This window comes from Ornithinimicrobium ciconiae (assembly GCF_007197575.1).
In the GTDB taxonomy this organism is placed as follows: Bacteria; Actinomycetota; Actinomycetes; order Actinomycetales; family Dermatophilaceae; genus Ornithinicoccus; species Ornithinicoccus ciconiae.
Map to the genome: position 1 here is coordinate 1448974 of NZ_CP041616.1, position 26616 is coordinate 1475589.

At 69.4% G+C, this 26616-nt stretch carries 21 protein-coding genes; 13 read left to right on the forward strand and 8 right to left on the reverse strand.

The genetic code is table 11. The features are described 5' to 3' along the window. Positions 1 to 150: 150 nt before the first annotated feature. From FNH13_RS06715 to FNH13_RS06725, 3 genes are all read right to left on the reverse strand, one after another. Positions 151 to 2706: a glycoside hydrolase family 65 protein gene (locus FNH13_RS06715; RefSeq protein ID WP_143782751.1), complete on the reverse strand. Its 2556-nt coding sequence runs from the start codon at positions 2704 to 2706 to the stop codon at positions 151 to 153. Next, positions 2706 to 3425, reverse strand: coding sequence for an HAD family hydrolase (locus FNH13_RS06720; protein WP_143782752.1), 720 nt, complete (start codon positions 3423 to 3425; stop codon positions 2706 to 2708). The genes FNH13_RS06715 and FNH13_RS06720 overlap by 1 nt, the downstream gene beginning before the upstream one ends. A gap of 133 nt (positions 3426 to 3558) precedes the next feature. After that, positions 3559 to 5178 carry a S1C family serine protease gene (locus FNH13_RS06725; RefSeq protein ID WP_143782753.1) on the reverse strand — a complete coding sequence of 540 codons (1620 nt, stop codon included), beginning with the start codon at positions 5176 to 5178 and terminating at the stop codon, positions 3559 to 3561. Between the two features lie 310 nt (positions 5179 to 5488). Between FNH13_RS06725 and FNH13_RS06730 the strand changes: the two genes are divergently transcribed. Both FNH13_RS06730 and FNH13_RS06735 read left to right on the forward strand, forming a co-directional pair. Next, positions 5489 to 7594: a RecQ family ATP-dependent DNA helicase gene (locus tag FNH13_RS06730; protein ID WP_143782754.1), complete on the forward strand. Its 2106-nt coding sequence runs from the start codon at positions 5489 to 5491 to the stop codon at positions 7592 to 7594. Between the two features lie 184 nt (positions 7595 to 7778). Continuing rightward, positions 7779 to 9608 (forward strand): Type 1 glutamine amidotransferase-like domain-containing protein, encoded by a 1830-nt coding sequence (locus tag FNH13_RS06735; RefSeq protein ID WP_165700041.1) that lies wholly within the window; start codon positions 7779 to 7781, stop codon positions 9606 to 9608. A gap of 96 nt (positions 9609 to 9704) precedes the next feature. Here FNH13_RS06735 and FNH13_RS06740 read toward each other — a convergent pair whose 3' ends face one another. Continuing rightward, positions 9705 to 11078, reverse strand: a complete 1374-nt coding sequence (locus FNH13_RS06740) for an amidohydrolase family protein (RefSeq protein WP_143782756.1) — start codon at positions 11076 to 11078, stop codon at positions 9705 to 9707. A 127-nt stretch (positions 11079 to 11205) separates the two neighbouring features. On the opposite strand from FNH13_RS06740, the gene FNH13_RS06745 reads away from it, so the two are divergent. Continuing rightward, the gene (locus tag FNH13_RS06745) at positions 11206 to 11619 is read left to right on the forward strand and encodes a hypothetical protein (protein ID WP_143782757.1); all 414 of its coding nucleotides are present in this window, start codon (positions 11206 to 11208) and stop codon (positions 11617 to 11619) included. A 4-nt stretch (positions 11620 to 11623) separates the two neighbouring features. Next, a complete protein-coding gene (locus tag FNH13_RS06750; protein ID WP_143782758.1) occupies positions 11624 to 11947 on the forward strand; it encodes a hypothetical protein in 324 nt (107 codons plus the stop codon). Positions 11948 to 11952: 5 nt separating this feature from the next. Here the strand turns inward: FNH13_RS06750 and FNH13_RS06755 are convergent, their stop codons facing one another. The 3 genes from FNH13_RS06755 to FNH13_RS06765 are packed head-to-tail and all read right to left on the reverse strand — an operon-like array spanning position 11953 to position 15439. Beyond that, positions 11953 to 12756 (reverse strand): crotonase/enoyl-CoA hydratase family protein, encoded by an 804-nt coding sequence (locus FNH13_RS06755; RefSeq protein ID WP_143782759.1) that lies wholly within the window; start codon positions 12754 to 12756, stop codon positions 11953 to 11955. A gap of 51 nt (positions 12757 to 12807) precedes the next feature. Next, positions 12808 to 14658, reverse strand: coding sequence for an AMP-binding protein (locus tag FNH13_RS06760; RefSeq protein WP_143782760.1), 1851 nt, complete (start codon positions 14656 to 14658; stop codon positions 12808 to 12810). After that, on the reverse strand, positions 14651 to 15439 hold the full coding sequence (locus FNH13_RS06765; protein ID WP_143782761.1) for an IclR family transcriptional regulator: 789 nt from the start codon (positions 15437 to 15439) through the stop codon (positions 14651 to 14653). The genes FNH13_RS06760 and FNH13_RS06765 overlap by 8 nt, the downstream gene beginning before the upstream one ends. A 178-nt stretch (positions 15440 to 15617) precedes the next feature. On the opposite strand from FNH13_RS06765, the gene FNH13_RS06770 reads away from it, so the two are divergent. From FNH13_RS06770 to FNH13_RS06810, 9 genes are all read left to right on the forward strand, one after another. Further along, positions 15618 to 16595: an ABC transporter ATP-binding protein gene (locus FNH13_RS06770; protein ID WP_143782762.1), complete on the forward strand. Its 978-nt coding sequence runs from the start codon at positions 15618 to 15620 to the stop codon at positions 16593 to 16595. Continuing rightward, a complete protein-coding gene (locus tag FNH13_RS06775; RefSeq protein ID WP_228266630.1) occupies positions 16588 to 18636 on the forward strand; it encodes an AMP-binding protein in 2049 nt (682 codons plus the stop codon). The genes FNH13_RS06770 and FNH13_RS06775 overlap by 8 nt, the downstream gene beginning before the upstream one ends. Before the next feature lie 70 nt (positions 18637 to 18706). Continuing rightward, on the forward strand, positions 18707 to 19579 hold the full coding sequence (locus tag FNH13_RS06780) for a branched-chain amino acid ABC transporter permease (RefSeq protein ID WP_143782763.1): 873 nt from the start codon (positions 18707 to 18709) through the stop codon (positions 19577 to 19579). A gap of 7 nt (positions 19580 to 19586) precedes the next feature. Continuing rightward, positions 19587 to 20657: a branched-chain amino acid ABC transporter permease gene (locus FNH13_RS06785; RefSeq protein WP_143782764.1), complete on the forward strand. Its 1071-nt coding sequence runs from the start codon at positions 19587 to 19589 to the stop codon at positions 20655 to 20657. 82 nt (positions 20658 to 20739) lie between these two features. Further along, complete coding sequence (locus tag FNH13_RS06790; RefSeq protein WP_143782765.1) at positions 20740 to 21945, forward strand: ABC transporter substrate-binding protein; 1206 nt, start codon at positions 20740 to 20742, stop codon at positions 21943 to 21945. Further along, a complete protein-coding gene (locus FNH13_RS06795; RefSeq protein WP_267873011.1) occupies positions 21942 to 22784 on the forward strand; it encodes an ABC transporter ATP-binding protein in 843 nt (280 codons plus the stop codon). Before FNH13_RS06790 ends, FNH13_RS06795 begins: the two co-directional genes overlap by 4 nt. A 127-nt stretch (positions 22785 to 22911) precedes the next feature. Next, complete coding sequence (locus tag FNH13_RS06800; RefSeq protein ID WP_143782766.1) at positions 22912 to 24129, forward strand: phenylacetate--CoA ligase family protein; 1218 nt, start codon at positions 22912 to 22914, stop codon at positions 24127 to 24129. A gap of 6 nt (positions 24130 to 24135) precedes the next feature. Next, positions 24136 to 24699, forward strand: a complete 564-nt coding sequence (locus FNH13_RS06805) for a GNAT family N-acetyltransferase (protein WP_143782767.1) — start codon at positions 24136 to 24138, stop codon at positions 24697 to 24699. A gap of 7 nt (positions 24700 to 24706) precedes the next feature. Next, positions 24707 to 25840, forward strand: coding sequence for a sensor histidine kinase (locus tag FNH13_RS06810; RefSeq protein WP_143782768.1), 1134 nt, complete (start codon positions 24707 to 24709; stop codon positions 25838 to 25840). A 3-nt stretch (positions 25841 to 25843) separates the two neighbouring features. Here FNH13_RS06810 and FNH13_RS06815 read toward each other — a convergent pair whose 3' ends face one another. After that, positions 25844 to 26596, reverse strand: coding sequence for a response regulator transcription factor (locus FNH13_RS06815; RefSeq protein WP_143782769.1), 753 nt, complete (start codon positions 26594 to 26596; stop codon positions 25844 to 25846). Positions 26597 to 26616 lie beyond the last annotated feature (20 nt).

Genomic DNA, 26616 nt, shown 5'->3' on the forward strand with positions numbered 1-26616 from the left:
GCGGTTTCCGGAGGAATTGTGACCTTCTAGGACCAGCACGGACCGGCTCTGACAATCACGGGTCAGTAGGTGCGCAACGCGGTCCGAGAGCACCGGTCCGCGCTTCCGCAACGCGGTCCGAGAGCACCGGTCCGCGGCTCCGCGACGAACTCAGGTGCGTGGGTGGGCCGGGATGAGTCGCTGACCCTCCTGGGTGCGGGCGCCGATCACGGGGGTTGCAGGAAGGATGCCGTCGATGCGGGGGCCCATGCCCTCGAGGGCCACCACGACCTCGTCGGTGCCCACCAGCAGGGACTGGCCACGCACCTCCAGCGGGACCTCCCCGTCTCCGTCGGTGACCTGGAAGCGGATCTCGTCCGAGCGCAGCACGACGTGCAGCCGCGAGCCCTGCCACTGGAGGCGCCAGCGCAGCTCCGGCCAGGACTCGGGCAGCCTCGGGTCGAAGCGCAGGACGCCCTCGTGGTCACGCATCCCGCCGAACCCGGACACGAGCCCTGCCCAGACACCTCCTGTGGAGGCCACGTGGATGCCGTCCGGGGTGTTGCCGTGGCGGTTGTCCAGGTCGACGAACAGGCCGTCATAGAAGTAGCGCAGCGCCATCTCGTGATAGCCGACCTCGGCGGCCACGATGGACTGCACCACGGCGGAGAGGGTCGAGTCACCGGTGGTGATCGGGTCGTAGTACTCGAAGTTTGCCCGCTTGTCCTCCAGCGTGAAGGACTGGCCAGCCAGGAACATCGCCAGCACCACATCCGCCTGCTTCAAAACCTGGAAGCGATAGATCACCAACGGGTGGAAGTGCAGCAGCAGCGGACGTTTGTCGTTGGGGGTCTGGGACAGGTCCCACACCTCGCGCTCGAGGAAGTGCAGGTCCTGCGGGTGCACACCCAGCTCGGTGTCGAACGGGATGAACATCGCCTCGGCAGCACGTTGCCACTGGTGGACCTCCTCATCCTCCAGCCCCAGCCGCATCACGGCCCGGGCATAGTCGCGCGGGTCCGAGGCGCGCAGCTCGGTGACCGCGGCGACGGCATTGGTCAGGTTCTCGCGGGCCATCACGTTGGTGAACAGGTTGTCGTTGACCACGGTGGTGTACTCGTCCGGCCCGGTCACCCCGTGAATGTGGAAGTGCTTGTCGCCGTTATGCGACCAGAAGCCGAGGTCGGCCCACATCCGGGCGGTCTCGACGAGGATGTCCAGGCCCTCGTTGAGGAGGAACTCACGGTTGCCCGTGGCACGCACATACTGCATGAGGGAGTGGGCCACGTCGGCGTTGATGTGATACTGCGCGGTCCCGGCCGCGAAGTATGCCGACGCCTCGGCGCCGTTGATGGTGCGCCACGGAAAGAGTGCCCCGTGCTGCGACATGTCCCGGGCCCGCAGCCGGGCGGAGTCCAGCATGAGGTGCCGGAAGCGCAGCGTGTTGCGCGCGGTCTGCGGGGCCGTGTAGGTCAGGAACGGCAGCACATAGATCTCGGTGTCCCAGAAGTAGTGGCCGCTATAACCGGAGCCGCTGACCCCCTTGGCGGAGATGCCGTGCGCCTCGGCACGGGCCGAGGCCTGAGCGAGCTGGAGGAGGTTGAACCGGATGGCCTGCTGCACCTCGGGCTGGCCGGGTGTCTCCACGTCGGAGCGGGCCCAGAAGTCGGTCAGCCAGTCCCGCTGGTCGGTGTGCAGTTGGGCCAGGCCGGTGGTGCGGACCCGGTCGAGGGTGCGCACGCACCGGTCGGACAGTTCCCGCACCGGGACCCCGCGTGAGGTGTGGTAGACGGCGTACTTCTCCAGGTGGATCGGCACGCCCTGCTTGGCGTCGATGCGGAAGACGTGCTTGGAGCTGTCCTCCCCGGCGGCCAGGTGCTCCTCGCACCGGTTCTCCGTCTCCAGGACGTGCTCGGTGGCGACCGCCAGCGTCATGCGGGACTCGTGGCAGACATACCCCAGCAGTGCTCGGCTGCCGTCCACCCACTGCATCTGCGGGTCCAGGACGCGCCGGTCAAAGCCCTCGGCCTTGCGGGGGTCTAGGCCCTCGCCCATCGCTGCCGCCTTGACGTGGTATTCGTCGAAACCGTCCTGGCGGTTGAGCAGCTGGCTCGAGATCACGATCGGGGCGTCCCCGTCGAGCATCTCCAGGTCCATGGTCATCAGCGCCAGGTGCCGCTCGGTGAAGGAGACCATCCGGGTGGTCGTGACCTTCACCCGCTTGCCCGAGGAGGTCCGCCAGATCAGCTCCCGGCGCAGTTGGCCGTCGCGATAGTCCAGGGACCGTTCGTAGTGCTCCAGGTCAGCCGTGGCCAGCAGGAGGGGCTCGTCCTCGACATACAGCTTGAGGACCTTGGGGTCCGGGACGTTAACGATCGTCTGCCCGACCCGGGCGAGGCCGAAGGCGTCCTCGGCGTGCTGGATCTTCCAGGTCTCGTGGAAGCCGTTGACGAAGGTGCCGTGCGCGTGGGTGTCGCGCCCTTCCTCGACGTTGCCACGCAGCCCCAGGTAGCCGTTGCCGACGGCAAAGATCGTCTCGGTGACCCCGAGGTCGGCACCGGAGTAGGCCGTCTCGACCAGACGCCACTCATCGGCCGGGAAGCGCGTGCGGTCCAACGGGTCGATCGGCGGGTCCACGAGGGGGCGCTCATGGTCGGCGGTGTACTCCGGCGACTCGCCCGTTGCGTAGTGCGGCGTCCCGTAGGACGAGGGTGGGGTCGTGCCCATCAGTTGTCTCCGATCAACTCGGCGAGGTCGCTCACGACCACCTCGGCACCGTGGCGGCGCAGCGACTCCGCGCCCGCCCCACGATCGACGCCCACGACCAGTCCGAAGTCACCAGCCGCGCCCGCCTGGACCCCGCTGACCGCGTCCTCGAGCACCACGGAGCGGGTCGAGGGCACGCCGAGCTGCTCGGCCGCATGGGTGTAGGTGTCGGGTCGGGGCTTGCCGGGCAGTCCCCGCTCCGTGGCCACCACCCCGTCGACGACGACCGGGAAGCGGTCCGCGATGCCGGCGGCGCGCAGCACCTCGGGAGCGTTCTTGGAGGATGACACGACCGCCATCTTGACCCCCACCTGCTCGAGGTGGTCCAGCAGGGCCAGCGACCCGGCATACGCGGTGATGCCCTCGCTGCGCAGCACCTCGGTGAACAGCTCGTTCTTGCGGTTGCCCAGGCCGCACACCGTCTCGACGCTCGGGCTGTCCTCGGGGCTGCCGTGCGGCAGCTCGATGCCCCGCGAGGCCAGCATCGCGGCCACCCCCTCATAGCGGGGTCGGCCGTCGATGTGGGCGAAGTAGTCGTCCTCGGTGTAGGGCTGGCTCACCCCCCGAGCGGTCAGGAAGTCGCTGAACATCCGGGCCCAGGCGCTCATGTGCACCTCGGCCGTGGGTGTCAGGACCCCGTCCAGGTCGAACAGGGCGGCGTCATAGTTGTCCCACTGCACGCGCCCACCCTAGGCGAGGCCTGGGGTGGACGCGTGATCACGGGACCGGTGGAAGCGGGGCGGTATGCCGGATGCCTGGCTGGGCGCGGCACCTCACCCCGGGTGGAGCCTGAGATGGTCAGGCTGAGGCGCTTCAGTCGGCGTAGTAGTTGAACGTGGCGAAGGCGTGGTCGAGGGCCAGGGCGTCCCGGTCATACATCATCTGCACCAGCAGCAGCGCAGTGAACGACTGGTCGTTGGGTGTGGCCGCGAGGGCCATCACCTGGTTGCCGGAGCCGCCGCAGTTGCTGTAGCGGTGGTAGAAGCCGGTGTAGAGCCCGTCGGTGTATTCCTGAAGTCCGTCGTCCTCGCAGTCGGCGGCGAAGTCCAGGCCGTCGATGAGGCCCTCAAGGTCCTCGGTGGTCTCGACCACGGTGTAGATCAGACCGGGCTCGGTCCAGGTGGTGTCCAGGCCCTCGATGCTGGCAGCTGCCTGGATGAAGGGCTGACCAGGGCTGATCACTCCTGGGGTGGTGAGGTGGTCGGACCACTCCGTGGGCACCTCGATGAGGATCGAGTTGGTGTCGTCGACGACCTGCTCGTAGGTGTACTCATCCTCCCCGCCGTCGGACATGTCGTCACCGATCTCCTGGGCGAAGGACATCACCGGGACCATGGCCTGGTCCTGCTCGTTGGGGTTGTTCAGCTCACCGCGCAGCACCTCCTGGGTGTCCCAGCGCAGCACCTCGATGGCCATCGGTGCGTTGTCACCGGCGGTCCGCAGGACGTCGCAGTAGTCGTCCATGTCGCCGTCCATCGCCATCGGCAGACCGTTCAGGGCGGTGATGATGTCGCCGGGGACAACCTTGGCCTTGGCTGCGGGTGACCCAGGCTTCACGCCGTTGACCCAGATGCCGCTGATGCCCAGGCCCTCGTCGAAAACGGGGGTCGCGGCGATGCCGAGCGACTCGTAGTCACCCTGCTGCAGGTGACCTAGCACGATCTGGGCCAGCTGGTGGTCGATGGCATAGCCGAGACGCGTCTGGTGCTCGGTGGCGGCCCCGGAGTAGTGGATGCCCATCACCTGACCCTGCGGGTTCAACAGCGGCCCACCGGAGTTGCCCGGGTGCGCCTGCGCGTCGTGCTCGATGGTGCGGTCGATCGAGGCCCAGCTCAGGCCCTCGCCGTCGGCCTGGGCCTTGGAGATGATGCCGCGGGTCAGGGTGTACTCCGGGTCGCCCAGGGGGAAGCCAGCGACGTAGATCTCCTGCCCGACGGTGGCGGGCTCGGTCGCCCAGTCCAGGTAGGGCAGGGGAGCGTCCTCGCTGATGTCGATGAGTGCCAGGTCGTTGCACTCGGAGGCGCCGATGACCCGGGCGTTGTAGCTCTTGGTGGTGTCCCCGCCGACATAGACCTTGAGCGTGGCGGCGCCGGTCACGACGTGGTTGTTGGTCAGCGCGAGGCCGTCGGCGCTGAGCAGGAAGCCGCTGCCGCGCCCACCGGTGACCATGCCGCCCAGCTCAGGGTCGCGGGTGCCCCCCATGGCCTCGATCTGGATGATGGCCGGCTGGGCGTCGCTGAAGGCGGCGATCGAGCTGCCGGGGGCAGCGACGGGAGCGGCGGTCACCGGCGCCTGGTCCGGAGCGTCGGCCGGTGCTGCCGTCACGGGGGCTGCATCCGAGGTGGGCGCGTCGGAGACCGGATCCACCCCCGGCGACGGGTCGCTGCTGCACGCGGTTGCGAGCAGGGCGAGCAACGGGATGGTGGCGGTCATGACGATTCTCTTGCGGTGCACGGGATTTGCTCCTGATCCGGGAGGGTGGTGGACCGGCTCCCCACACGTGCGTGGATCCGACCCCGCCCCGCTTCTAAGCGGGGCCTCACTGAGGCTATGGCTGGCTCAGAGCCACCCGCGTCGGCCTTGAGGATGATGACCGTGGCGAGGAGGAGGTTTCGGCGTAGGCCTAGAGGATGACCCAGGGTGCTGGCGGGCAGGGCGCTCACGCGGGCACGCTGTGGACGCTCGCACGGCACTCTGTGGACAGGGTGCTGCCTGTGTCAGGCGCGGACCGTAGGTTGGCAGCATGACTCATGAGGCGCTGCAGGCACTCCGACGGCTCGTCGGCCGCGACGACGCTGACTTCCGTGACGGCCAGCTCGAGGCTGTCGAGGCGCTGGTCGAGCGTCGGGAGCGGGTCCTGGTGGTCCAGCGCACCGGGTGGGGCAAGTCGGCCGTCTACTTCGTGGCCACGGCGCTGCGTCGACAGCAGGGGGCGGGACCGACCATCATCGTCTCCCCGCTGCTGGCGCTGATGCGTGATCAGATCGAGGCGGCCCGTCGAGCCGGCATCAGCGCCGTGTCGATGAACTCCGCCAATGCCGAGGAGTGGGGCGCGGTCCGGCAGCAACTGGCCGATGACGCCGTCGACGTGCTCCTGGTCAGCCCGGAGCGGCTCAACAACCCTCGCTTCCGCGAAGAGCAGCTGCCCGACCTGGCCGCCCGGTGCGGACTCCTCGTGGTCGACGAGGCGCACTGCATCAGCGACTGGGGCCACGACTTCCGTCCCGACTACCGCCGCATCCGCACCCTGCTGGCTGGGCTGCCCGCACAGACCCCCGTGCTGGCCACGACCGCGACCGCCAACGAGCGTGTGGTGCACGACGTCGTCGAGCAGCTGTCCGTCGGTGCCGACGGGTCGACCCGTCAGGTCAGTACGATCCGGGGGCCGCTGGCCCGGGCCTCGCTGCGGCTGGGCGTGCTCGAGCTGGAGACTCCGGAGCGGCGCATCGCCTGGCTGCTCGCGCACCTGGGAGATCTGCCGGGCAGCGGCATCGTCTATGCGCTGACCGTCTCTGCGGCCGAGGACCTGGCGGCGTCCCTGACTCGAGCAGGGCACACCGTCGCCGCCTACACCGGCCGCACCGACCCCGCAGACCGGCTCGAGCTGGAGCGCCGGCTGCGGGACAACGAGGTCAAGGCCCTGGTCGCCACCAGCGCGCTGGGCATGGGCTTTGACAAGCCCGACCTCGGGTTTGTCGTCCACCTCGGGGCCCCGAGCTCCCCGGTCGCCTACTACCAACAGGTCGGCCGTGCCGGGCGGGCCACCGACAACGCCGAAGTGTTGCTCCTGCCGGGAGTGGAGGACCGCAACATCTGGGCCTACTTCGCCTCCGCGTCGATGCCGAAGCAGGAGCACGCCGACGCTGTGCTCACGGCGCTCGCCGGCTCCGCCAAGCCACTGTCGACAGCCTCGCTGGAGACGCAGGTCGACGTGCGTCGCACCCGCTTGGAGCTGCTGCTCAAGGTGCTCGACGTCGAGGGTGCCGTGGAGAAGGTCCAGGGTGGGTGGACCTCGACCGGCCAACCGTGGACCTATGACGCTGAGCGTTATGAGCGGGTCGCGGAGGCGCGGGAGCGTGAGCAGCAGCTGATGCTGGACTACCAGCGCACCCAGAGCTGCCGGATGGCCTTCCTGCAGGGGACGCTGGACGACGCGACCGCGGCGCCCTGTGGCCGGTGCGACACCTGCGCCGGCGCGTGGTTTCCCACCGAGATCCCGACCGAGGCGGTTGACCTGGCGATGGGACAGCTCGCCCGGGTCGGGGTGCCGCTGCAGGCGCGAGCGCAGTGGCCCTCCGGCATGGACCGCCTCGGGGTGCCGGTCCGCGGCAAGATCTCCCCGGAGGAGTCGATGACCACCGGGCGGGCGCTGGCCCGGGTCTCCGACCTGGGGTGGGGGCAGCGGGTCCGTGAGCTCGTCCAGGGGCCGGACACCGCGGTGCCCGAGCAGATCGTCAACGCGGTGACCAAGGTGCTGGCTGACTGGGACTGGGCTCAGCGCCCGGTGGCGATCGTCTCGGTCCCCTCCCGCAGCCACCCCGAGCTGGTCGGCTCCTTCGCCCGACGACTCGGCGAGCTGGGGCGGTTGCCCTACCTGGGCGAGCTCACCGCTCCGCACGGCGGACCCACGGGGGAGGCGGGCGGCAACAGCGCCTTCCGCCTGGCCGGTGTGTGGGACCAGTTCGACGTCGGACCCGAGCTGGCGCAGCAGCTCGCCGGGCTGCGCGGCCCGATCCTGCTCGTCGACGACCTGGTCGACTCTCGCTGGACGATGACAGTGGCCGCCCGCGCGCTGCGGCTGGCCGGCGCTGACGCGGTCCTCCCACTGGCCCTCGCCCAGGCCGGCTGAGGAGCGCCGCCGACGCTCTGTCCTGGGCAGGCACGACAGGGGCGCGCGACGGGCCCGTGACTCCCCGGGTATGCCGTGGGTAAGGTTCTCGTCAATCTTGCGTCCTGAGGGGGTCCGCCGCCCCTGCGTGGTTGTACCTTGCCGGAGCAGCACTGCTGTGCACCCATCATCTCCGGAGGTCCCCATGCGTCGTCGACCCGCTGTCTCGCTCGTGCTCGTCCTGTGCCTGGCAGCACCTTTTGCTGCCACGGCCGCGCACTCCGACGCCCCGCAGACACTGGTGCCGATCGGAGGCGGCTACTCCACCGAGTCGCTGCAGGGATTCGCGGTGCAGGCCATGAGCGCAGGCAGCGGCGACACGGTCGACCTCTATGTGATCCCGTCCAGCTATGGGGACGCGCCCCAGGACCGGGAGGAGAACCTCGCCCTGGCCCAGGAACGCACCGACCAGATCGAGGCGGCGTGCGATGACGTGGTCGATCTCGCCGAGTTCAGTGGCGGCTGCGAGGCGACTCTCCTGCCGTTGCTGGCGCGAGAGGACGCCCTCGACCCGGCGGCCTCCGAAGGGCTGGACGACCCGGACACCGACGGCGTCTACATCCTCGGCGGTGACCAGGTCCTGGCCATGCACGTGCTGGCCAACTCCCCGGCCGAGGAGCGCCTCGCCACGGCCTACTCCCAGGGGGCTGTGATCAGCGGGACGAGCGCGGGCAACGCGGTCCAGTCCCGCTCCATGGGTGCTGGCTATCCCGAGCCCGGTTATCCCTGGAACGCCCTCGAGCGCGACATGTCGCTGATCTTCTGGGGTGACGACCTGGGCAGCGAGGAGCGCGGGCTGTCCTTCGGCTCGCAGCAGATCATCCTCGACCAGCACTTCTATGAGCGCGGTCGCTTTGGTCGGCTCCTGTCCTGGACCGCACAGTCCGTCGAGCGCTACGGCGGAGCCGGCAAGCTGGGCGTCGGCGTCGACTGGGGCACGGCCCCCGTGATCCGTGACGATGCCGTGATCACCGACGTCTTCGGGGCGAGCTCGGTGGCCCTGCTCGACTTCAGCACCGCGACGGAGTTGGACTGGGTGGGGCCGCGCGAGACCCTCTCGGTGCGCAACGTGATGACCCACCTGGTGGCCCCCGACACGGGGGCGACCTACGACATCACAGCACGCGCTGTCGCACAGGACGGTGGCACCGTGCCGGTGCCCGAGCGGTCGGCGCTGCCGCCACTGGCGACCAGTGGCCGGGGCACGCTCTGGCTGGGCGGCGGGGACAACGACTCCTCCGACTCGCCGGCCCTGGCCGACTTCGTCGCGCAGGCCCAGGACGCCACGCGCGGCAAGGGCAAGACCTCCCTGCTGGTCCTCGCCCTGGGTTACGCCGACGAGACGGACGCGCTGGCTGAGGTGACGGCATACACCGAGGCTGCGGCAGAGCTCGGTTGGACCGGTGACGTCGACGTCCGCGTCCACGGGACCGACGCCATCCCCGCCAGCGTGGTCGCCCGGGCCGCGGGCGTCCTGGTGGTCGGCGGTGACCAGTCCCTGATGGCGCAGGAGGTGGCCGACCCGCAGCTGCGCAGCGCCTTATCCCAGGCCATCCAGCGCCCCACCTCGGTGCTGACCGACGGGGCGGCCACGGCGATCCTGGGTGAGCAGTACGTCACCGACGTGGACCCCACGACAGAGGACGAGGCGATCGCCATGTTCCGGGCCGACGAGGTGAGCACGGCTCCCGGGCTGGGACTGGTCGAGGGCTACACCCTGGAGCCGACGCTGACCTATGACTACCGCTGGGGCCGGCTGTTCGGTGCGGCCCACGACGAGCCGGAGGTGATCTCGCTCGGCATCAGCGAGCTGACCGCGCTCGAGGTGACCCGCCACGGCGCCACCGTGGTGGGTGAGCGCTCGGTGATCGCCGTGGACGGCTCGGACGCGTTCTGGTCCACCGGCAGCAATGGCGCCCTCGGTGCCTCCGTCGTGTGGCTGGACGTGTTCAGCACTGGTGACGCGATCGGGTGACCAGCACCGGTGACGCGATCCGGTGACCAGCACTGGTGACGCGATCGGGTGACCAGCACCGGGGCGCTCGGGCGGGAGCGGCTCGCGACGCCCTGGTCACACCAGCTGCAGCCCGTCCGCGACAACCCGTCCGGCGCGCACCACGGTCCGGTCCGAGGGTCGGTCCATCACCGCAGAGGTGACGGTCTCTGCGGCGACGAGCACCAGGTCAGCGGGGTCGCCCACGCTCACACCGGGGCGGTCCGAGAGTGCGCTCAACGCCGGCGTCTGCGGCTCCATGATCGAGCGGCCGCCGCGGGTGGCGACCGCGACGCAGTGCTCGATCAGGTGATCGGCGCGGTGTCCCATCGTGAAGGCCAGTTGCCAGGTGCGGTCGAGCATGTCGGCATTGCCGTAGGGCGACCAGTAGTCGCGCTGCCCGTCCTGACCGAGCCCGACCCGCACGCCCGCCTCGGTCAGTCGGTCGACCGGGACCCGGGACTTGCCGCCGGGCGCGATCGTCGCCATGGCAATGTCCGCCAGGGCCAACTGATCGAGCAGCCCGTCGACCTTGGTGGGGTCATCGAACAGCGCGTAGCCGTGGGAGATCAGCACCTGCCCCTGCATGCCCAAGGCCAGGGTGCGCTCGATGATCAGGTCGGCGCTGAACATGCCGAGGTCACCAGGCTCGTGCAGGTGGACGTCGACGGGCAGCCCGTACTTCTCTGCCAGGCCAAAGACGATGTCCAGGTGACGGACCGGGTCGCGGTCCAGGGTGCACGGATCGATGCCGCCGACCACATCCGCCCCTGCCCGTAACGCGTCCTCCAGCACCTGCGGTGAGCCGTCCTCGCGCAACAGTCCGGCCTGCGGGAACGCCACCACCTGCACGGAGGCACGGTCCCGGTGCACCTCTCGCGCGGTGAGCACCGCCTCGAGACGCTCCAGCCCGGCGTCGACATCCACCTGGGCGAAGGAGCGCACGGTCGTGGTGCCGTGGGCGATCTCGCGACCCAGCAGGTCCGTGACCCGTTCGGTGATTCCCACCTCAGCGTCGCGCCAGTTGGCCCGGTCGTTGAGCATCATCGTCCAGACGCCTGGCCCGCCGGTGTGCGGCCGGAAGGGCAGGCCCACGCGGGTGGAGTCCAGGTGGCAGTGCGCGTCGGTGAAGCTGGGCAGGGCGATCCGTCCGCGGCCCTGGACCACTGCGTCGGGTGAGGACGTGGGGTCGGGAGGGGTCGCGGAGTCGGGGGAGGTCGCGGAGTCGGGGGAGGTCGCGGAGTCGGGGGAGGTCGCGGAGTCGGGGGAGGTCGCGGAGTCGGGGGAGAGTGTGCGTGCGAGGTCGGGGGAGGCAGCAGCGGTGGCCGGGCCTTCGGCATACGCAGTGGTGGGGGTGACTGCGGTGACCACCCCGTCGGTGACGACGAGATCCACCGCTGGGCCACCCCAGGGGCGGACGTCCCGAATGGTGATCGCTGCAGGTGTGCTCATCGCGCCGACGTTAGCGTGTCGGCGCCGGGCTGCTGTCGGGCGTGCTCGGCCCGCCAGCGACGGGTGGTGCATCCACCGCCACCGCCGCCGACTAGGGGCTGGGCCGCAAAACTGGCAGGATCGCCCGGTGGCTGATCCTGAGTACAACTCCCCGCCCAACTGGCCAGTGCCCCCCGAGGGCTGGACGCCGCCGGAGGGCTGGCAACCCGACCCCGCGTGGGGACCGGCGCCGGAGGGGTGGGAGTTCTGGACGCAGGCGGGCGGTGCCACGGGTGGGCGGCCGAACCGCAACGCGTGGGGACGGACCGCGGTCATCGCCGCCATCTCCGTGGCGATCCTGGCCATCTTTCCGCTGGTCGGCGGTGCGGACAATCTCGCGGAGGTCATCGGCTCCTTCGCCGGTCGGGCGCTGGTGGCCTTCCTGATCACCGCGGTGTGGGCGTTCTTCTCTCGCAAGCCGTGGGGCTGGGGGCGCTATGTGCTGACCTTTGTCGCTATCACGGTGCTGCTCGCGGCCATCGGCAACGCCGGCAACGCCTGAGCTCGTGGGTGATCGGTCGGACAGGACCTGGTGGCACCGACTCTTCCCCGGAGCGAACGTCGGCTTCTGGTGGCGGTCACTGGTGTGCACCCTGGCCTGGACCGTGGTGCTGGTCGTGGCCGGGCTGCTGCTCAGCGACCACGCGAGGCGGGGTGAGTCCACGGCCGTCAACCTCGGGCTGTGTGGTGTGCTCATCTATCCGGTGACGGCCTTCCTGGCAGCCCGGTCACCGAGTCGCTGGGGGTGGGGCACCTACCTGACGATCAGCCTGGTCTTCGCGTGGGTCTTCGGTGCGAGCGTGTTCTTCGGGACCGACGTCGGGTCCTGAAGCCCTCACTCACCGGTGAACGTTGGCTCCCGCTTGTCCAGGAAGGCACCGATCGCCTCGGTGTGGTCGGGTGCGTGGTGAGCCAGAGCCTGCATGGCAGCCGACATCTCCAGGTGTGAGGCCAGGCTCTGGTGGCCGGACTCACGCAGGAGCTTCTTGCCCATCCGCACGGCGTGCGGAGGGTTGACGGCGATCCGTCGGGCCAGCGTCGTCGCAGCCTCGAGCAGCTCCGCCGCAGGGACGACCTGGTTGACCAGGCCCCAGGCGAGCGCGGTCTGCGCATCGACCCGGTCCCCGGTCAGCGCCACCTCGGCGGCCCGGGCCGGGCCGACGACGCGGGGGAGCAGCCAGGCCCCGCCGTCCCCGGGGATGATGCCGAGCTTGACGAACGACTCGGCGAACCAGGCGGTGTCTGCCGCCACCCGCAGGTCGCACATCAGCGCCAGGTCGCACCCGGCCCCGACCGCCGGGCCGTTGACGGCCGCGACCATCGGCACCTCACATCGGTGGAAGGCCAGGGGGATCTGCTGGATGCCGTAGCGGTAGCCCTCCCGCACCTGGAACGGGTGGCCGCCGAAGATGCCCTCCCGATCCCGCATCTTCTTCACATCGCCTCCGGCGGAGAAGGCCGTGCCCGCACCCGTGAGCACCACCGCCCGCACGTCACGGTCGCGGTTCACCCGGTCCACGGCCTCCACCAGCGCCGCGACCACCTCCTCGTCGGAGATCGGGTTGCGCTTCTCGGGACGGTTGATCGTCCAGGTCTCGATGTGCTCGTCACGCTCGACCAGCAGGGCGTTCTCGCTCATGTCTGTCCTCGGGTGTGGGGATCCAGGTGGTGCACCAGGCACGAGCGCAGGCTACTGGCCGGCGGCGGCGAGGATCTGGGCCCAGGTGACCTGGCGTGGGGCGCCAGCACGGTCCGGGGTGGCCAGTGTGCCGATGGCACGGGCGCGCTCGGTGCGTCCCAGCTCGTCGCCGAACCGGTCCACGACCAGCAGCGCACGGGGTCGGGCGAGACCGCCCATCACCTCCCGGACGGCATCCATGAGCTCGACGGCCACAGCGTCCAGGTCCGGGTCGGGTCCGACGGCGCTGCTGAGCGCGACGGCACCCACGATCGCCCTCCCCAGCTCAGGATCCTTGCGCCAGGTGACTTCCGCACCTGCCACGAACGGGTGCTCGGCCAGCACCTCGCGGACCTCCCGCAGCGACACCAGCTGTCCGGAGACCGAGACCACGTCGTCAGTGCGCCCCAGGAACGAGACCCCGCCGTTGCGGTCGCGCACCGCGAGGTCGCCGGTGGAGTAGGAGCCCGGGTGACGGGTCCAGTGCGAGTCGGTCACCGCGGCCTGAGAGCCCTCGACGCCGACCATGGTCCCGGCCCAGGGCAGACGCAACACCGCCTCGCCGACCATGCCGTCCGGCAACGGGTGCCCGTCGGGGTCCACGATGTCCAGCCCGCAGTCCGGCAGGGTGCCGACATCGGTCCCGGCGCCGTCCGGCCCGCTGTCGGTCACCCGGACGATGCCGCCGAGCTCGAGCTGGCCCCAGGCGTCGGAGACGTGTAGGTGCTGGGCGGCAAAGGCCTCGCGGAGCCACTGCGCCAGCTCCTCATCGACCGGCTCCCCGGCGGTGGTGACCCGGCGCAGGGAGGGCAGGGCCGAGACCTCGGGAAGCTCCCGGGCCCAACCGCGCACGGTGCGCACCACCGAGGGGCTGGTCACCATGTGCTCCACGGCATACCGGCTGATGATGTCCCACGCGCGGGTCTGGCTGGGCACGTCCAGGGTGCCCTCGAACATCACCGCGGAGTCGCCATAGGACAGCGGGCCATAGATGCCATGGAACTGGGTGACGGCCCAGGCGATGTCGCCCGCGCACCAGAAGACCCCGCCGGTGCGCAGCTCGCGGTGCACGGCCAGCGCGGCGGCCAGCATGGTGGCAGTCCCGTGCACCACGGTGACCGGTTGGCCGCCCTTGTTGGCCAGCGGCACGGACGCGATCGGATGGTCGGCGGGGAGCGCGACGGGGGCGGACGCCTCACCATCGGGATCGACCACCGCCTGACCCGGACGGCTGGCGGCCACCAGGTCGTGATACCACCGGTCGCCCTCGAACCAGGCGACGTCCATGCCGGTGCGACGCACGACGATGGTGTGCTGGACCGACCCGCCGGCCAGCAGGGCCTCATCGGCGCGCGCCTTGAGCGGCAGGACGGTGCCGTGACGCCAGGCACCGTCCTGGGTGAACAGCACCTTCAGGTCCAGCATCTCCAGCCGGTCGGCCAGCGGCTCGACCGGCAGCGGTGCCGGCAGCACCGTGTGGACGGCACCGATCCGGGCGCAGGCGAGCATGGCGACGACCGTCTCCGGCAGCCATCCCAGGTGCAGCCCCACCCGGTCGCCCTGACCCACGCCCATCCCGCGCAACGCCCGGGCGAGGGCGCACACCTGCTCGTGCAGCTCGGCATACGTCATGGAACGGCGGTCGCCCGGCTCGCCCTCCCACAGCACGGCGACCCGCTCGCCGTGGTCGGCCAGGTGCCGGTCCAGGCAGTTGACCGAGAGGTTGAGGGTGCCGCCGGTGAACCAGCGCCCTGAGCGCTCGTCGGGCTCCCAGAGGGAGGAGTAGGGGCTGTCCCAGGTGATCAGGTCGGCGAGGTCGGCCCACTGGTCGGACGGGGGAGTGGTCAGCCTGGCCTCAGACATGCCCCAGGGTCCTTCCTGCCGCGCGGGCTGCTCGGGCGAGGTGGGTCGCGACCCGGGTCACGGTGTCCGTGTCGTCGGGTCGCTCGAGGGTGGCCGCCAGGGCTGCCACCGTGAGTCCCTGACCGTCCACCAGCGGCACGGCCACCTCGGCAGGCTGGGTCGGGTCGTCCGGCTCGTGCGCCAGGTGGTCGGCTGCGGCCCACTCGTCCCGGGCGCCCTCCGCCTGCGCCGTGGTCCGATCGATCTCGTCGGCCCGCTCCAGCGCGCGCGTCCACTCCTCGTCGGTGCTGCGCGCGGCCAGCAGCCGGCCGCCGGCGCAGCTGAGGGCCGGAGCGACCCGGTGGGTGTCGCGATAGGGACCTCGGTCCGAGCCGTCGACGCGGTCAACGTAGACCACCTCACCGTGGACGAGGGTCTCGACGTGGATGGTGGTGCCGATCTGGTCGCGCAACTGGCCCAGATAGGGCCCGAGCGCTCCGAGCAGGGGCAGCCGGGAGAGGTAGTGGTTGGACAGGCGCGTGAGCTCCGGCCCGAGCCCGTAGCGCGAGGACCGCGGGTCTTGGACGACGAGGTCGGCGAGCACCAGGGAGCGCAGCAGTCGGTGTACGGTGGGGATGGACATCTGGGAGCGTTCCGCCAGGTCCGTGAGCTGTTGGTATGCCGGGCCCTCGCCCAACAGCTCCAGCAGCCGGACTGCGTTGCGCACCGTCCCTAACCCACCGCGACCCCCCGCGTTGGCCTCCTCGACCCGTGCGGTCGACTCAACCTGCCCTGCGTTCATCTCGCCTCTGCCTCCGGTTTCCGCCTGTTCGGGCCAGTGAATCACACTTCGATATAACTTTCCGGTGACGGTGCTTGCATTTCACATAGTGGAAACCTAGAGTCAGTCCTCGACGGGCACGCCAGGTGATCTGGAAAGCCCACCGCTGAGCTTCACCAACGAACATCAGGAGCGGCTAGTGCTCACCAGGGCCTATCAGCATTCACTGCGCGGCAGCCATCTTCCGGCCGGTCAGCCGCTGTTGGAGATCGACAACATCTCTCTGCGCTTCGGTGGCGTCAAGGCGCTGCGGGACATCTCGATCACGGTCACCGAGGGGGACATCCACGCGGTCATCGGTCCCAACGGTGCCGGCAAGTCCTCCCTGCTGAACTGCATCAGCGGGCTCTATCACCCGCAGGAGGGGCAGATCCGGCTGCACACGACGACCGGGTCCGGCCCTGAGGCCGCGGTGGGCGAGGAGGAGTCTGCGGACCGAGCCACCGGCGAGCTCCAGACGCACACGCTGACCAGGCTGCCGCCATACAAGATCGCGCGGCTGGGGGTGGCGCGGTCCTTCCAGAACATCGAGTTGTTCTCGGCGATGACGGTCCTGGAGAACCTGATGCTCGGCCGGCATATCCACATGAAGAAGAGCGTGCTGGCCTCGATGTTGTGGCTCGGGCCGGCGCGTCGGCAGGAGATCGAGCACCGCCAGCTGGTCGAGGAGGTCATTGACCTGCTGCAGCTGCAGGCGGTGCGCAACAAGCATGTGGGCGCGCTGGCCTATGGCGTGCAGAAGCGGGTCGAGCTGGGCCGAGCACTGTGCCTGCAGCCGGCGCTGCTGCTGCTGGATGAGCCGATGGCGGGCATGAATGCCGAGGAGAAGGAGGACATGGCGCGCTACATCCTGGATGTGCACGAGCTGGCGCACGTCTCCGTGGTCCTCATCGAGCACGACATGAACGTCGTCATGGACATCTCGGACCGGGTCAGCGTCCTGGACTTCGGGGCCAAGATCGCCGACGGCACCCCGGATGAGGTCAAGGCCGACCCTGCGGTGATCGAGGCCTACCTGGGTGCTGAGGACGAGGACGCCGAGGTCCGGGAGGCCGTGGCCAAGATCGAGCACGACCAGCAGGTCGAGCAGGGCCAGTCGGAGGAGAACCGTGGCTGACAACGAGCAGAACCTTCCCACGAAGGCGCAGGAGGCGGTCCACACCTCCCCACAACTGGGCGGAGACACGTTCCCGCGGCTGCTCCTGCACCTGGCGGGGGAGCGTCCGGACGACGTGGCGATGCAGGAGAAGCAGTACGGCATCTGGCAGCCGATCACCTGGGCGGGCTATGCCGAGCGGGTCAAGGACACCGCGCACGGGCTGGCGGCGCTGGGCATCGAGCGCGGCGAGATCGTCGCGGTGCTGGGTGACAACCGGCCGGAGTGGTTGATCGCCGAGCTCGCCGCGCAGTCCATGGGGTGTGCGGTGGTGGGGATCTATCCCACCTCGATCGGTGAGGAGCTGCGGCACATCCTGACCACGGCCCGGGCCCGTGTCGTGGTCGCCGAGGACCAGGAGCAGGTGGACAAGTTGCTGCGCCTCCTCGACGAGGAGGACCCGGCCGACAGCGAGCCGCTGCTGATCGAGCGGATCGTCTACTACGACCCGCACGGGCTCGAGCAGTATGACGACGCCGTCCTGCTGGAGTTCACCGACCTGGAGGCGATGGGTCGCGAGCGCGCGAGCGAGCAGCCGACCTGGTTTGAGGAGCAGATCGCCTCGGGCAGTGCCGAGGACATCGCGGTCATCTGCACCACCTCGGGCACCACGTCCAAGCCCAAGCTGGGTGAGCTGTCCCACAGCAATCTGCTGACGATGGGGCAGAACCTGACGCAGATCGACCCGATCCGCACCAAGGACCGTTATGTCTCGTTCCTGCCGTTCGCCTGGATCGGTGAGCAGATGCTCGCCGTGGCCTGCGGACTGTCCAACGGTGTGACGATCTCCTTCCCGGAGGACAGCGCCACCCAGCGCAGTGACCTGCGCGAGATCGGGCCGGACATCATGTTCTCCCCGCCGCGGATCTGGGAGTCGATGCTCTCGGAGGTGCAGGTCCGCATCGACGAGGCCGGCTGGCTCAAGCGCAAGGTCTTCGGCTGGGGCTATGACGTGGGCGACAAGGTGGCCGCGATGCGGGTCACCGGCAAGAAGCCGGGGCCGGCACTGGCCCTGAGCCACAAGCTGGCCGACGCGGTCGCCACCCGGCCGGTGCGTGACCAGCTCGGGCTGGCCCGGATCCGGCGCTGCTACACCGGTGGTGCCCCGCTGGGCCCGGACGTCTTCCGCTTCTATCACGCGATCGGGGTCAACCTGAAGCAGATCTACGGACAGACCGAGATCTGCGGCATCGCCGTGGTGCACCGCGACGACGACGTGCCGTTCAACACCGTCGGCACCCCGATCCCGGGCACCGAGATGCGGATCACCGACGACGGCGAGATCCTGCTGCGCTCGGCCTCGGTCTTCCGCGGCTACCACCGCCAGCCGGAGGAGACGGCCAAGACGGTCGATGCCGACGGGTGGCTGCACACCGGTGACGCGGGCTATCTGGACGACAACGGGCACCTGGTGGTCATCGACCGTGCCAAGGACGTGCTCACTGCGGCCGACGGCACCCGCTACTCCAGCGCGTTCATCGAGAACAAGCTGAAGTTCAGCCCGTATGTCGAGGAGGCCGTGGTCTTTGCCCCGAGCGACTCCCCGGACGACGCGGGCGGTATGACGGCGCTGATCATCCTCGACCCGGCCACCGTCGGGTCGTGGGCCGAGCACGAGCGGCTGAGCTACACGACCTACACGGACCTGGCGGCCAAGCCGGAGGTCTATGACCTCATCGCCGAGGAGACCACCCGGGCCAACGAGGACCTCCCCGAGACGATCCGGGTCACCCGGTTCGTGCTGCTGCACAAGCAGCTCGACCCCGATGACGACGAGATCACCCGCACCCGCAAGGTGCGGCGCAATGTCATCGCCGACCGCTACGCGCAGATCATCTCGGCGCTGCAGCGCGGGGCCGACGACGTGACCATCCACAGCCGCGTCACCTATCAGGACGGCACGAGCATCGAGCGCGAACTGACCCTGGACATCTTTGACCTGACCACCTACACGATCCCGCAGGGCCGGGGCCGTCGACCCGTCTGGAGTGGTCGCCGATGAGCGACAGGACCCTCGAGGACACGAGCTTGCGAGGCCCGGAGTGGTCCGCGGAGCTCATCAGGAGGACCCGATGAGCAACTTCATCAACCAGCTGGCCTACGGGCTGGCGGACGGGTCGATCCTGGCGCTGGCCGCGCTCGGCTTCGTCCTGATCTACAAGGCCACCGGCGTCATCAACTTCGCCCAGGGCGAGTTCCTGCTGGTCGGGGCCTACATGTTCTACACCGCGTATGTCGTGATGGGACTGCCGCTGATCGGTGCAGTGTTCTTCGGTGTCGTGGTGGCCACCATCATCGGTGTGCTGGTGGAGCGGTTGATCCTGCGTCCGATGGTCGGGGAGAACCCGATCAGCATCATCATGGTCACCATCGGGCTCTCGATGTTCCTCAAGGCGGTCGTCCAGGCCTTCTACGGGACCACGCCGAAGAACCAGCCGGCGATCCTGCCGCGCAGCTCGGTGGAGTTCCTCGGGGCCAGCATCCCGCTGAACCGGTTGTTGGCGATCGTGATCGCGGCGGTGGTGCTGACGGCCTTCACCATCTTCTTCCGCAAGTCCCGGCACGGCATCGCAATGCGCGCGGTGGCCGATGACCAGCAGGCAGCGATGACGATGGGCATCTCGGTGCGCCGCATCTTCGCGATGGCCTGGGCCCTGGCTGCCGTCAGCGCACTGATCGCCGGTGTGCTGCTCGGCGACATCTCCGCGGTCGACCAGAACATCGCCGCCTTCGGGTTGATGGTGTTCCCGGTGGTCATCCTCGGTGGTCTGGACTCGGTGCCCGGCACCATCGTCGGTGGACTGACGATCGGTCTGCTGCACCAGTTCACTGCGGCCTACTGGGATGCCGGGTTGGCCGGCGTCGTCCCATACATCGCTCTCGTCCTGATCTTGCTCGTGCGTCCGTACGGCATCTTCGGCGAGACCCGGATCGAGAGGGTGTGAGCTGACGATGGCTGCTACATCAACCGGAATCCACCACCGCAACTACACCTCCGAGCTGCGCCTGCGGGCCACCAAGACGGAGTACTTCCGGCTGGGACTCATGCTCGTCCTGCTGCTGGTCGTGCCGTTCGTCCTGGACAACTACTGGCTCTCGATCGCCAACACCATCCTGATCGCGGTGATCGGTGCCGTCGGGCTGAACATCCTGGTCGGCTACACCGGGCAGATCTCTCTGGGTCAGGGCGGCTTCATGGCCGTCGGCGCCTACTCCTCGGCGATCCTGTCCGACCGGATCGGGCTGCCGACGCCGGTGGCGATCCTCCTGGCGGTGCTGCTCACTGCCGCGGTCGGCGTCTTCTTCGGTCTGCCCGGTCTGCGTCTCAAGGGCCTCTACCTGGCGATCGCGACCCTGGCCAGCCAGGTGATCATCGAGTTTCTGGTCCGCCGCGACTACGGTGACTTCCTCACCGAGGGCCTGGGCTACATCAACGTCGACCGGTTCGCCTTCCTCGGCTTCGAGGTCGGTGGCCGGGAAGTCTTCGAGCAGCAGTGGTACTGGATCCTGCTCGTCCTGGCCGTCCTGGCGGTGATCTCGGCACGCAACATCTTCCGCACCGGGCTGGGCCGTTCCTTCATGGCTGTGCGTGACCAGGACATCGCCGCTGAGGCTATCGGGGTCAACCTGACCCGCGCCAAGCTCACCGCCTTCGCCGTCAGCTCCGGCTTCGTCGGCCTGGCAGGGTCGCTGACCGCGCACTACAGCGAGGTCATCTCCTGGGAGAAGTTCACCCTTGACGTCTCGATCCTCTACCTGGCGATGATCATCGTCGGTGGCCTGGGCAGCGTCGCCGGCGCCGTCTACGGTGCGATCTTCATGACCCTGCTGCCTGAGGTGATCCGCCGCCTGGCCAACGCGCTGGAGTCATCCATGCCCTTCCTGGGCGACCAGCTCCCGGCCGTGCGTAACGCGACCTTCGGAGCGATCATCATCGCCTTCCTGATCTTCGAGCCACGCGGTCTGGACCGCATCTGGCAACGGCTGAAGGACTATGTCAGGTTCTGGCCCTTCCGCTACTAACTCCCTGCCCACCCCGATCGGTCCCCGCACCGGTCCCGACGACACACCCTCACGAGTCACACCCGAAATGAAGGAGAACGAAATGTTCGGAAAGTCCCGCAACGTGGCGGTGGCTCTGGCCGCCTCGACCGCGCTCATCCTGTCCGCGTGTGGCGGCGACGACGGGGGTGGCGGCGACGCTGACTCCGACGAGCCGATCAAGATCGGCATCATCGCCGACCTCAGCGGTGCCACCGGTGACGTCGGCACCCCCTACAACCAGGGGATGCTGGCCTACGTCAAGTGGCGCAACGCCGACGGTGGCATCGAGGGCCGCCAGATCGATGCGGACTCCAACGACTACGCCTACGAGGTCCCCCAGGCCGAGTCGCTCTACAAGCAGTACGTCAACGACGGTGTCGTGGCCATCCAGGGCTGGGGCACCGGCGACACCGAGGCCCTGTCGGCCAGCGTCGGCAAGGACGAGCTGCCGTTCATGTCCGGCTCCTTCGCCGAGCCGCTGACCGACCCGGAGGAGGCGCCCTACAACTTCGTCGTGGCACCGACCTACTCCGACCAGATGCGGGTCGCGCTGAACTGGATCAACGAGGACTCCGGTGGCACCGGCGAGGTCGCGGTCTTCCACAACGACAGCCCGTTCGGTCAGGCCCCCGTGCAGGACGGTGCTGACTGGGTCGAGGAGAAGGGCTACGACCTGGGCTACGAGTCCTACGCGATGCCCGGCGGTTCGCAGAACTACGTCGGACTGCTCTCCCAGGCACAGTCGCAGGGTGCCAAGTACATCGTCATCCAGAACGTGGCCTCCCCGGCGGCCCTGGTGGCCAAGGACATCGCGGCCCAGAACCTGGACATGAAGATCGTCTGCCTCAACTGGTGCGCCAACGAGTTGTTCATCGACTCCGCCGGTGCCGACGCCGCCGAGGGGCACATCCTGATCCAGCCGTTCGCCCCGATGAGCGCCGAGAAGCCGGGCCACGACCCGATCAAGGAGTTCCTCGAGGAGGAGGGCACCGACCCGGAGACGATCGGCACCTCGTGGGTGCAGGGCTGGTATGCCATGCACGCCATGGCCGAGGGCATGGAGGCCACCCTGGCCGACGGCAACGAGCTGACCGGCGCCAACATCCGCGAGGCCCTGGAGACGATGGGCCCGATCGACACCGGTGAGGTCATCGGTGGCGGCCCGCTGGAGTTCTCCGCCGACAGCCACCGTGGCACCACCGCCACCGGCATCTACCAGGCGCAGGGCGGCGCGATGGTCGAGCTTGAGGCTGGCGCGACGCCGTGACCTCGCAGCCCGACACCACCACCCCCGGGGCGGTCGCCGCCCCGGGGGAGGGGTCCATGCTGGCCCTGAACAACGTCGAGGTCATCTACGACGACGTGATCCTGGTGCTACGCGGTCTCTCGCTGGCGGTGCCGGAGGGCAAGATCGTGGCTCTGCTCGGCTCCAACGGGGCCGGGAAGTCCACCACCCTCAAGGCGGTCTCCGGGCTGCTGCCGAGCGAGCACGGTGAGGTCACGGACGGCAGTGTCACCTTCCAGGGGCAGGACATCACGAAGATGGACGCGCCTGATCGCGTCAAGCTCGGGATGAGCCTGTGCATGGAGGGACGTCACGTCTTCGAGCACCTCACCATCGCCGAGAACCTGACGGCGGGTGCCTACACCCAGAAGGGGTCGGCGGAGGACCTGGATCTGGTCTACACCTACTTCCCCAAGCTGGCCGACATGCGCAGCCGGGTCGCGGGCTACCTCTCCGGCGGTGAGCAGCAGATGCTGGCCATCGGTCGCGCGCTGATGGCCCGCCCGAAGTTGCTGATGCTGGACGAGCCGTCGCTGGGCTTGGCGCCACTGCTGGTCCAGGAGATCTTCGGCTACATCAAGCGGCTCAACGAAGAGCGCGGGCTGACCGTCCTGGTCATCGAGCAGAACGCCCGCCGTGCCCTCGAGGTGGCCGACCACGGCTACATCATGGAGCAGGGCCGGATCGTGCTCGAGGGCAGCGCGGCGGACCTGCGGGAGAACCCTGACGTCAAGGAGTTCTACCTGGGCCTGGGCGAGGAGGGTGGCCGCAAGAGCTACCGCGAGGTCAAGCACTACAAGCGACGCAAGCGCTGGCTCTGAGCCGTCCGTATGCCGTCGCGCACCCCGGGTGTCGCGGCCGCCGGTTGACGCACCGGCGGCCGTGACCCGGGGACCCACCACCCGGGGGCCGCTGGTGCCCCTGAGACCCACCCCCTGAGGAGTCGGGATGTCTGTTGATGCTGCCGTGCAGTCCCATCTGCGGGACCGTGGTCTGGACGAGGCCGTTGCCGAGTTGATGGCCCGGGCCGCGGCCGTGCCCGGTCTGGCTGACCGCTGTGCCCAGGCCGGCATCGAGCCCGCCGCTATCACCTCGGTCGCCGCGCTGTCCGAGATCCCCGTGCTGCCCAAGGACGCCGTCGTCGACCTGCAGGCCCAGCATCCGCCGTTCGGCGGGATGCTCGCCGAGGGCGCCGACGTCGTGCGGGTATTCCAGTCACCCGGCCCCCTCTACGAGCCGCAGCTAGCCGGTGAGGACAGCTGGCGCTGGGGCCAGGCCTTCGCTGACCTCGGCGTCGGCGCGGGGGACACCCTGCTTAACTGCTTCGGCTATCACCTCTCCCCGGCGGGGGCGATGATGGAGGCCGGCACGCTGGCCACCGGCGCGCGGGTGCTCCCCGGCGGCATCGGCAACCAGGACCTGCAGGTGCGCGCGATCGCTGACCTCGGCGTCACGGCATACGCCGGTCTGCCCAGTTATCTCAAGGCCCTGGTGGAGCGCTTTGACCAGGCCGGGTCGCCGCCCGAGCAGTGGCGGCTCGACAAGGCGCTGGTCACTGCCGAACCCCTGCCAGACTCGCTGCGCGAGATCCTGGCCGAGCGCGTGGCCACGGTGCGGATGGCCTATGGCACCGGCGAGACCGGTCTGCTGGCCTATGAGAACGGCGATGGTGCCGGGCTGGTGCTGGCCGACGGCGTCCTCGTCCAAATCTGTGACCTCGCGACGGGTGCACCGCTGACCGATGAGACCGAGGGCGAGGTCGTCGTCACGGTCCTGCGACCGGACTACCCGCTGGTGCGTTTCGGCACCGGCGACCTGTCCGGGTGGATGCTCGGCCCGGACGGGTCGCTGCGGCTGCGCGGTGTGCTGGGCCGGACCGGGTCGGCCGTCAAGGTCAAGGGCATGTTCTTGCACCCGGCCCAGATCGCTTCCGTGATGGCTGGTGTGCCCGGGGTGGCACAGCACCGGTTCATCGTGGGCCGGCAGGACCACGTGGACACCTTGCGGTGCGAGGTGGTCCTGGACGCCGGCGCCGACGCGGAGTCGGTGACCACGCAGGTGGCTACCCGGGTGCGCGACGGGCTGCGATTCCGGGCCGACGTCGCGGTCGTGGAGTCCGTGACCGAGGGTGAGGGTCCGATCCTGGACACCCGGGACTGGGACTGAGCCACGGTGAGCAGTCCGCCCGGGTCCAGTCCGCCCGGGGCCAGGTCGGCGTTCCGGCAGTCACCTGTCCGCGGGGGCGTCCTGCTGCGCCCGCTGGCGTCCCAGGACGTCCATGTCTTTGCCGACTGGGCAGCCGACGAGGAGTTCTGCCGGGCCGCGGAATGGACCGTCGGTCTCTCGGCGCAGCAGCACCACGCCTTCCACACCCGGCTCATGACGTCCCCACCGCACGACCTGCTCCGGTTTGCTGCCGTTCTCAATGGCCGACTGGTCGGCACCGTCGACCTCCACGGTGACGAACCGGACCGCCGTGAGCTGGGATTCCTGGTGGGTCCACGGTCGCGGTGGGGCCAGGGTCTGGGCCTCGCCCTCGCCCGGGCCGGGGTCGCCCACGGGTTCGAGGAGCTGGGGCTGCGTGAGATCTGGGCGGAGGCCTATGACGCGAACCGAGCGTCGATCCGCATCCTGCAGGAACTCGGCATGACCGAGACCGGTCTGGGCGAGGTCGGCACCTATCTCGGTCAGCCGACTCGTTACCGTCAGTTCACCGTGACGACCGCTGCGCCATGATGTGCCTATGGCCGCGCACCCGCACAACCCCGAGCACCAGGCACCGGAGCGGCAGCAGTCCCCGACGGAGGTGAGGCGTCAGCCGCTGTTGAGCGGGCTCACCCTGCGCCTCTTCAGCGCGCTGGGGCTGGTGATCGTCGTCGCGGTGGGGACCCTGTGGGTGGTGGACACCTTCCTGGAGTCCCAGATCTTTGCCGAGGACTCGGCGCCGGTGTCGCGCACTCCCGACGCCTTCCGCTCGGCCAACAGCGTCGCGGGGGTCGTGGCCATCCTGGTCGCCATCGTCGTGGCGATGGTCCTGAGCGTGTTGATCGCGCGTCGGCTCGACCGGCTCGTGCACTCGGTGTCAGAGGCGGCCGCCACCATCGCCGACGGCGACTTTGCCGCACGGGTGGTCATGCCGCGACTGGGCCAGGACGTCGACGCACTGGTTGACTCGTTCAACAGGATGGCCGACCAGCTCCAGTCGGTCGAGAAGCATCGCCGACAGCTGCTGGGAGATCTCGCGCACGAGCTGCGCACCCCCATCGCGACGCTGGATGCCTATCTGGAGGCGTTCGAGGACGGGGTCGCCGAGGTCGATGACCAGACGCTGCCGGTCCTGCGGGCACAAACCCGCCGCCTGGCGCGGCTGGCCGACGACATTGCGCTGGTGTCTCGAGCGGAGGAGGGGCCGGCGTTGGAGATGAGTGAAGTCTCCCTCGGTCAGCTGCTCACCACGACCGCGCTGGCTGTCTCCCCGCTCGCCCAGGCCAGCGAGGTGAGTCTGCACCAGCACTTCGACACCGGAGTCCCCCCAGTGCGGGGGGACCGGGAACGCCTGGAGCAGGTGCTCGCCAACCTGCTCCGCAACGCGCTGCGACACACCCCCAGCGGAGGGTCGGTGACGCTGCGACTCCGCAGAGCTGGTCAGACCGTGCGCGTGGAGGTGCAGGACACCGGTGACGGCATCCGCCCCGAGGACCTGCCACTGGTCACCACCCGCTTCTATCGCGGCCCCTCCATCAGGGGGCACTCTGAGGGATCCGGGGTGGGACTCACCATCGCCCGAGCCATCGTGCGTGCGCACCACGGAGGCCTGGAGGTGCACAGCGAGGGCGAGGGGAAGGGCACGACGGTCGCGTTCTGGCTGCCGATCTGAGGCTCAGGTGGGGGCGTCGCCGACCCGGTAACCACGACCGCGGACCGTGCGGACGAAGCGGGGCTCGCTGGCGGAGTCGCCAAGCTTGCGACGCAGGTGCGCGATGTGCACATCGACCAGCCGGTCGTCACCGGACCAGTCGTCACCCCACACCTCGAGGATGAGGCTGGCGCGACTGAGCACCCGACCGGGGGTCACGGTCAGGGCAGCCAGCACGTCGAACTCGGTGCGGGTCAGCTCCACGGGCTCGCCGTCGACGCTGACCTGCCAGTTCTGGAAGTCAATGACCATGCCGTCCAGCTCGCGCCGTGTTGCGGGCTCCTCGTCCGGCGTGGTCTCGGTGGAGACCACCTCCCGGGGGCGGCGCAGCATCGCCTCGACACGGGCGACGAGCTCGCGCGGGCTGAAGGGCTTGGTGACATAGTCGTCGGCCCCGGCGGACAGACCGCGCAGGGTGTCGACCTCCTCCACCCGGGCGGTCAGCATCAGGACATAGCAGTCGGAGAACTCACGCAGCTCGCGGCACACCTCCAGCCCGTCGCGTCCCGGCAGGTTCAGGTCGAGGACGACGACGTCGGGCTGCACGGAGCGCGCCAACTGGAGGGCCTGCAGGCCGTCGTGCGCCTGGGTGACGTCATAACCGGCCCGGTGCAGATAGCGACTGACCACCTCGGCCAGGGGCTTCTCGTCATCGACCACCAGCACGCGGGCCGCGGTCTGCCGCGCGGCCGCGTCGTCGGTCTCCGGGATCGTCATAGCCTTATCCTGCCCTGCCG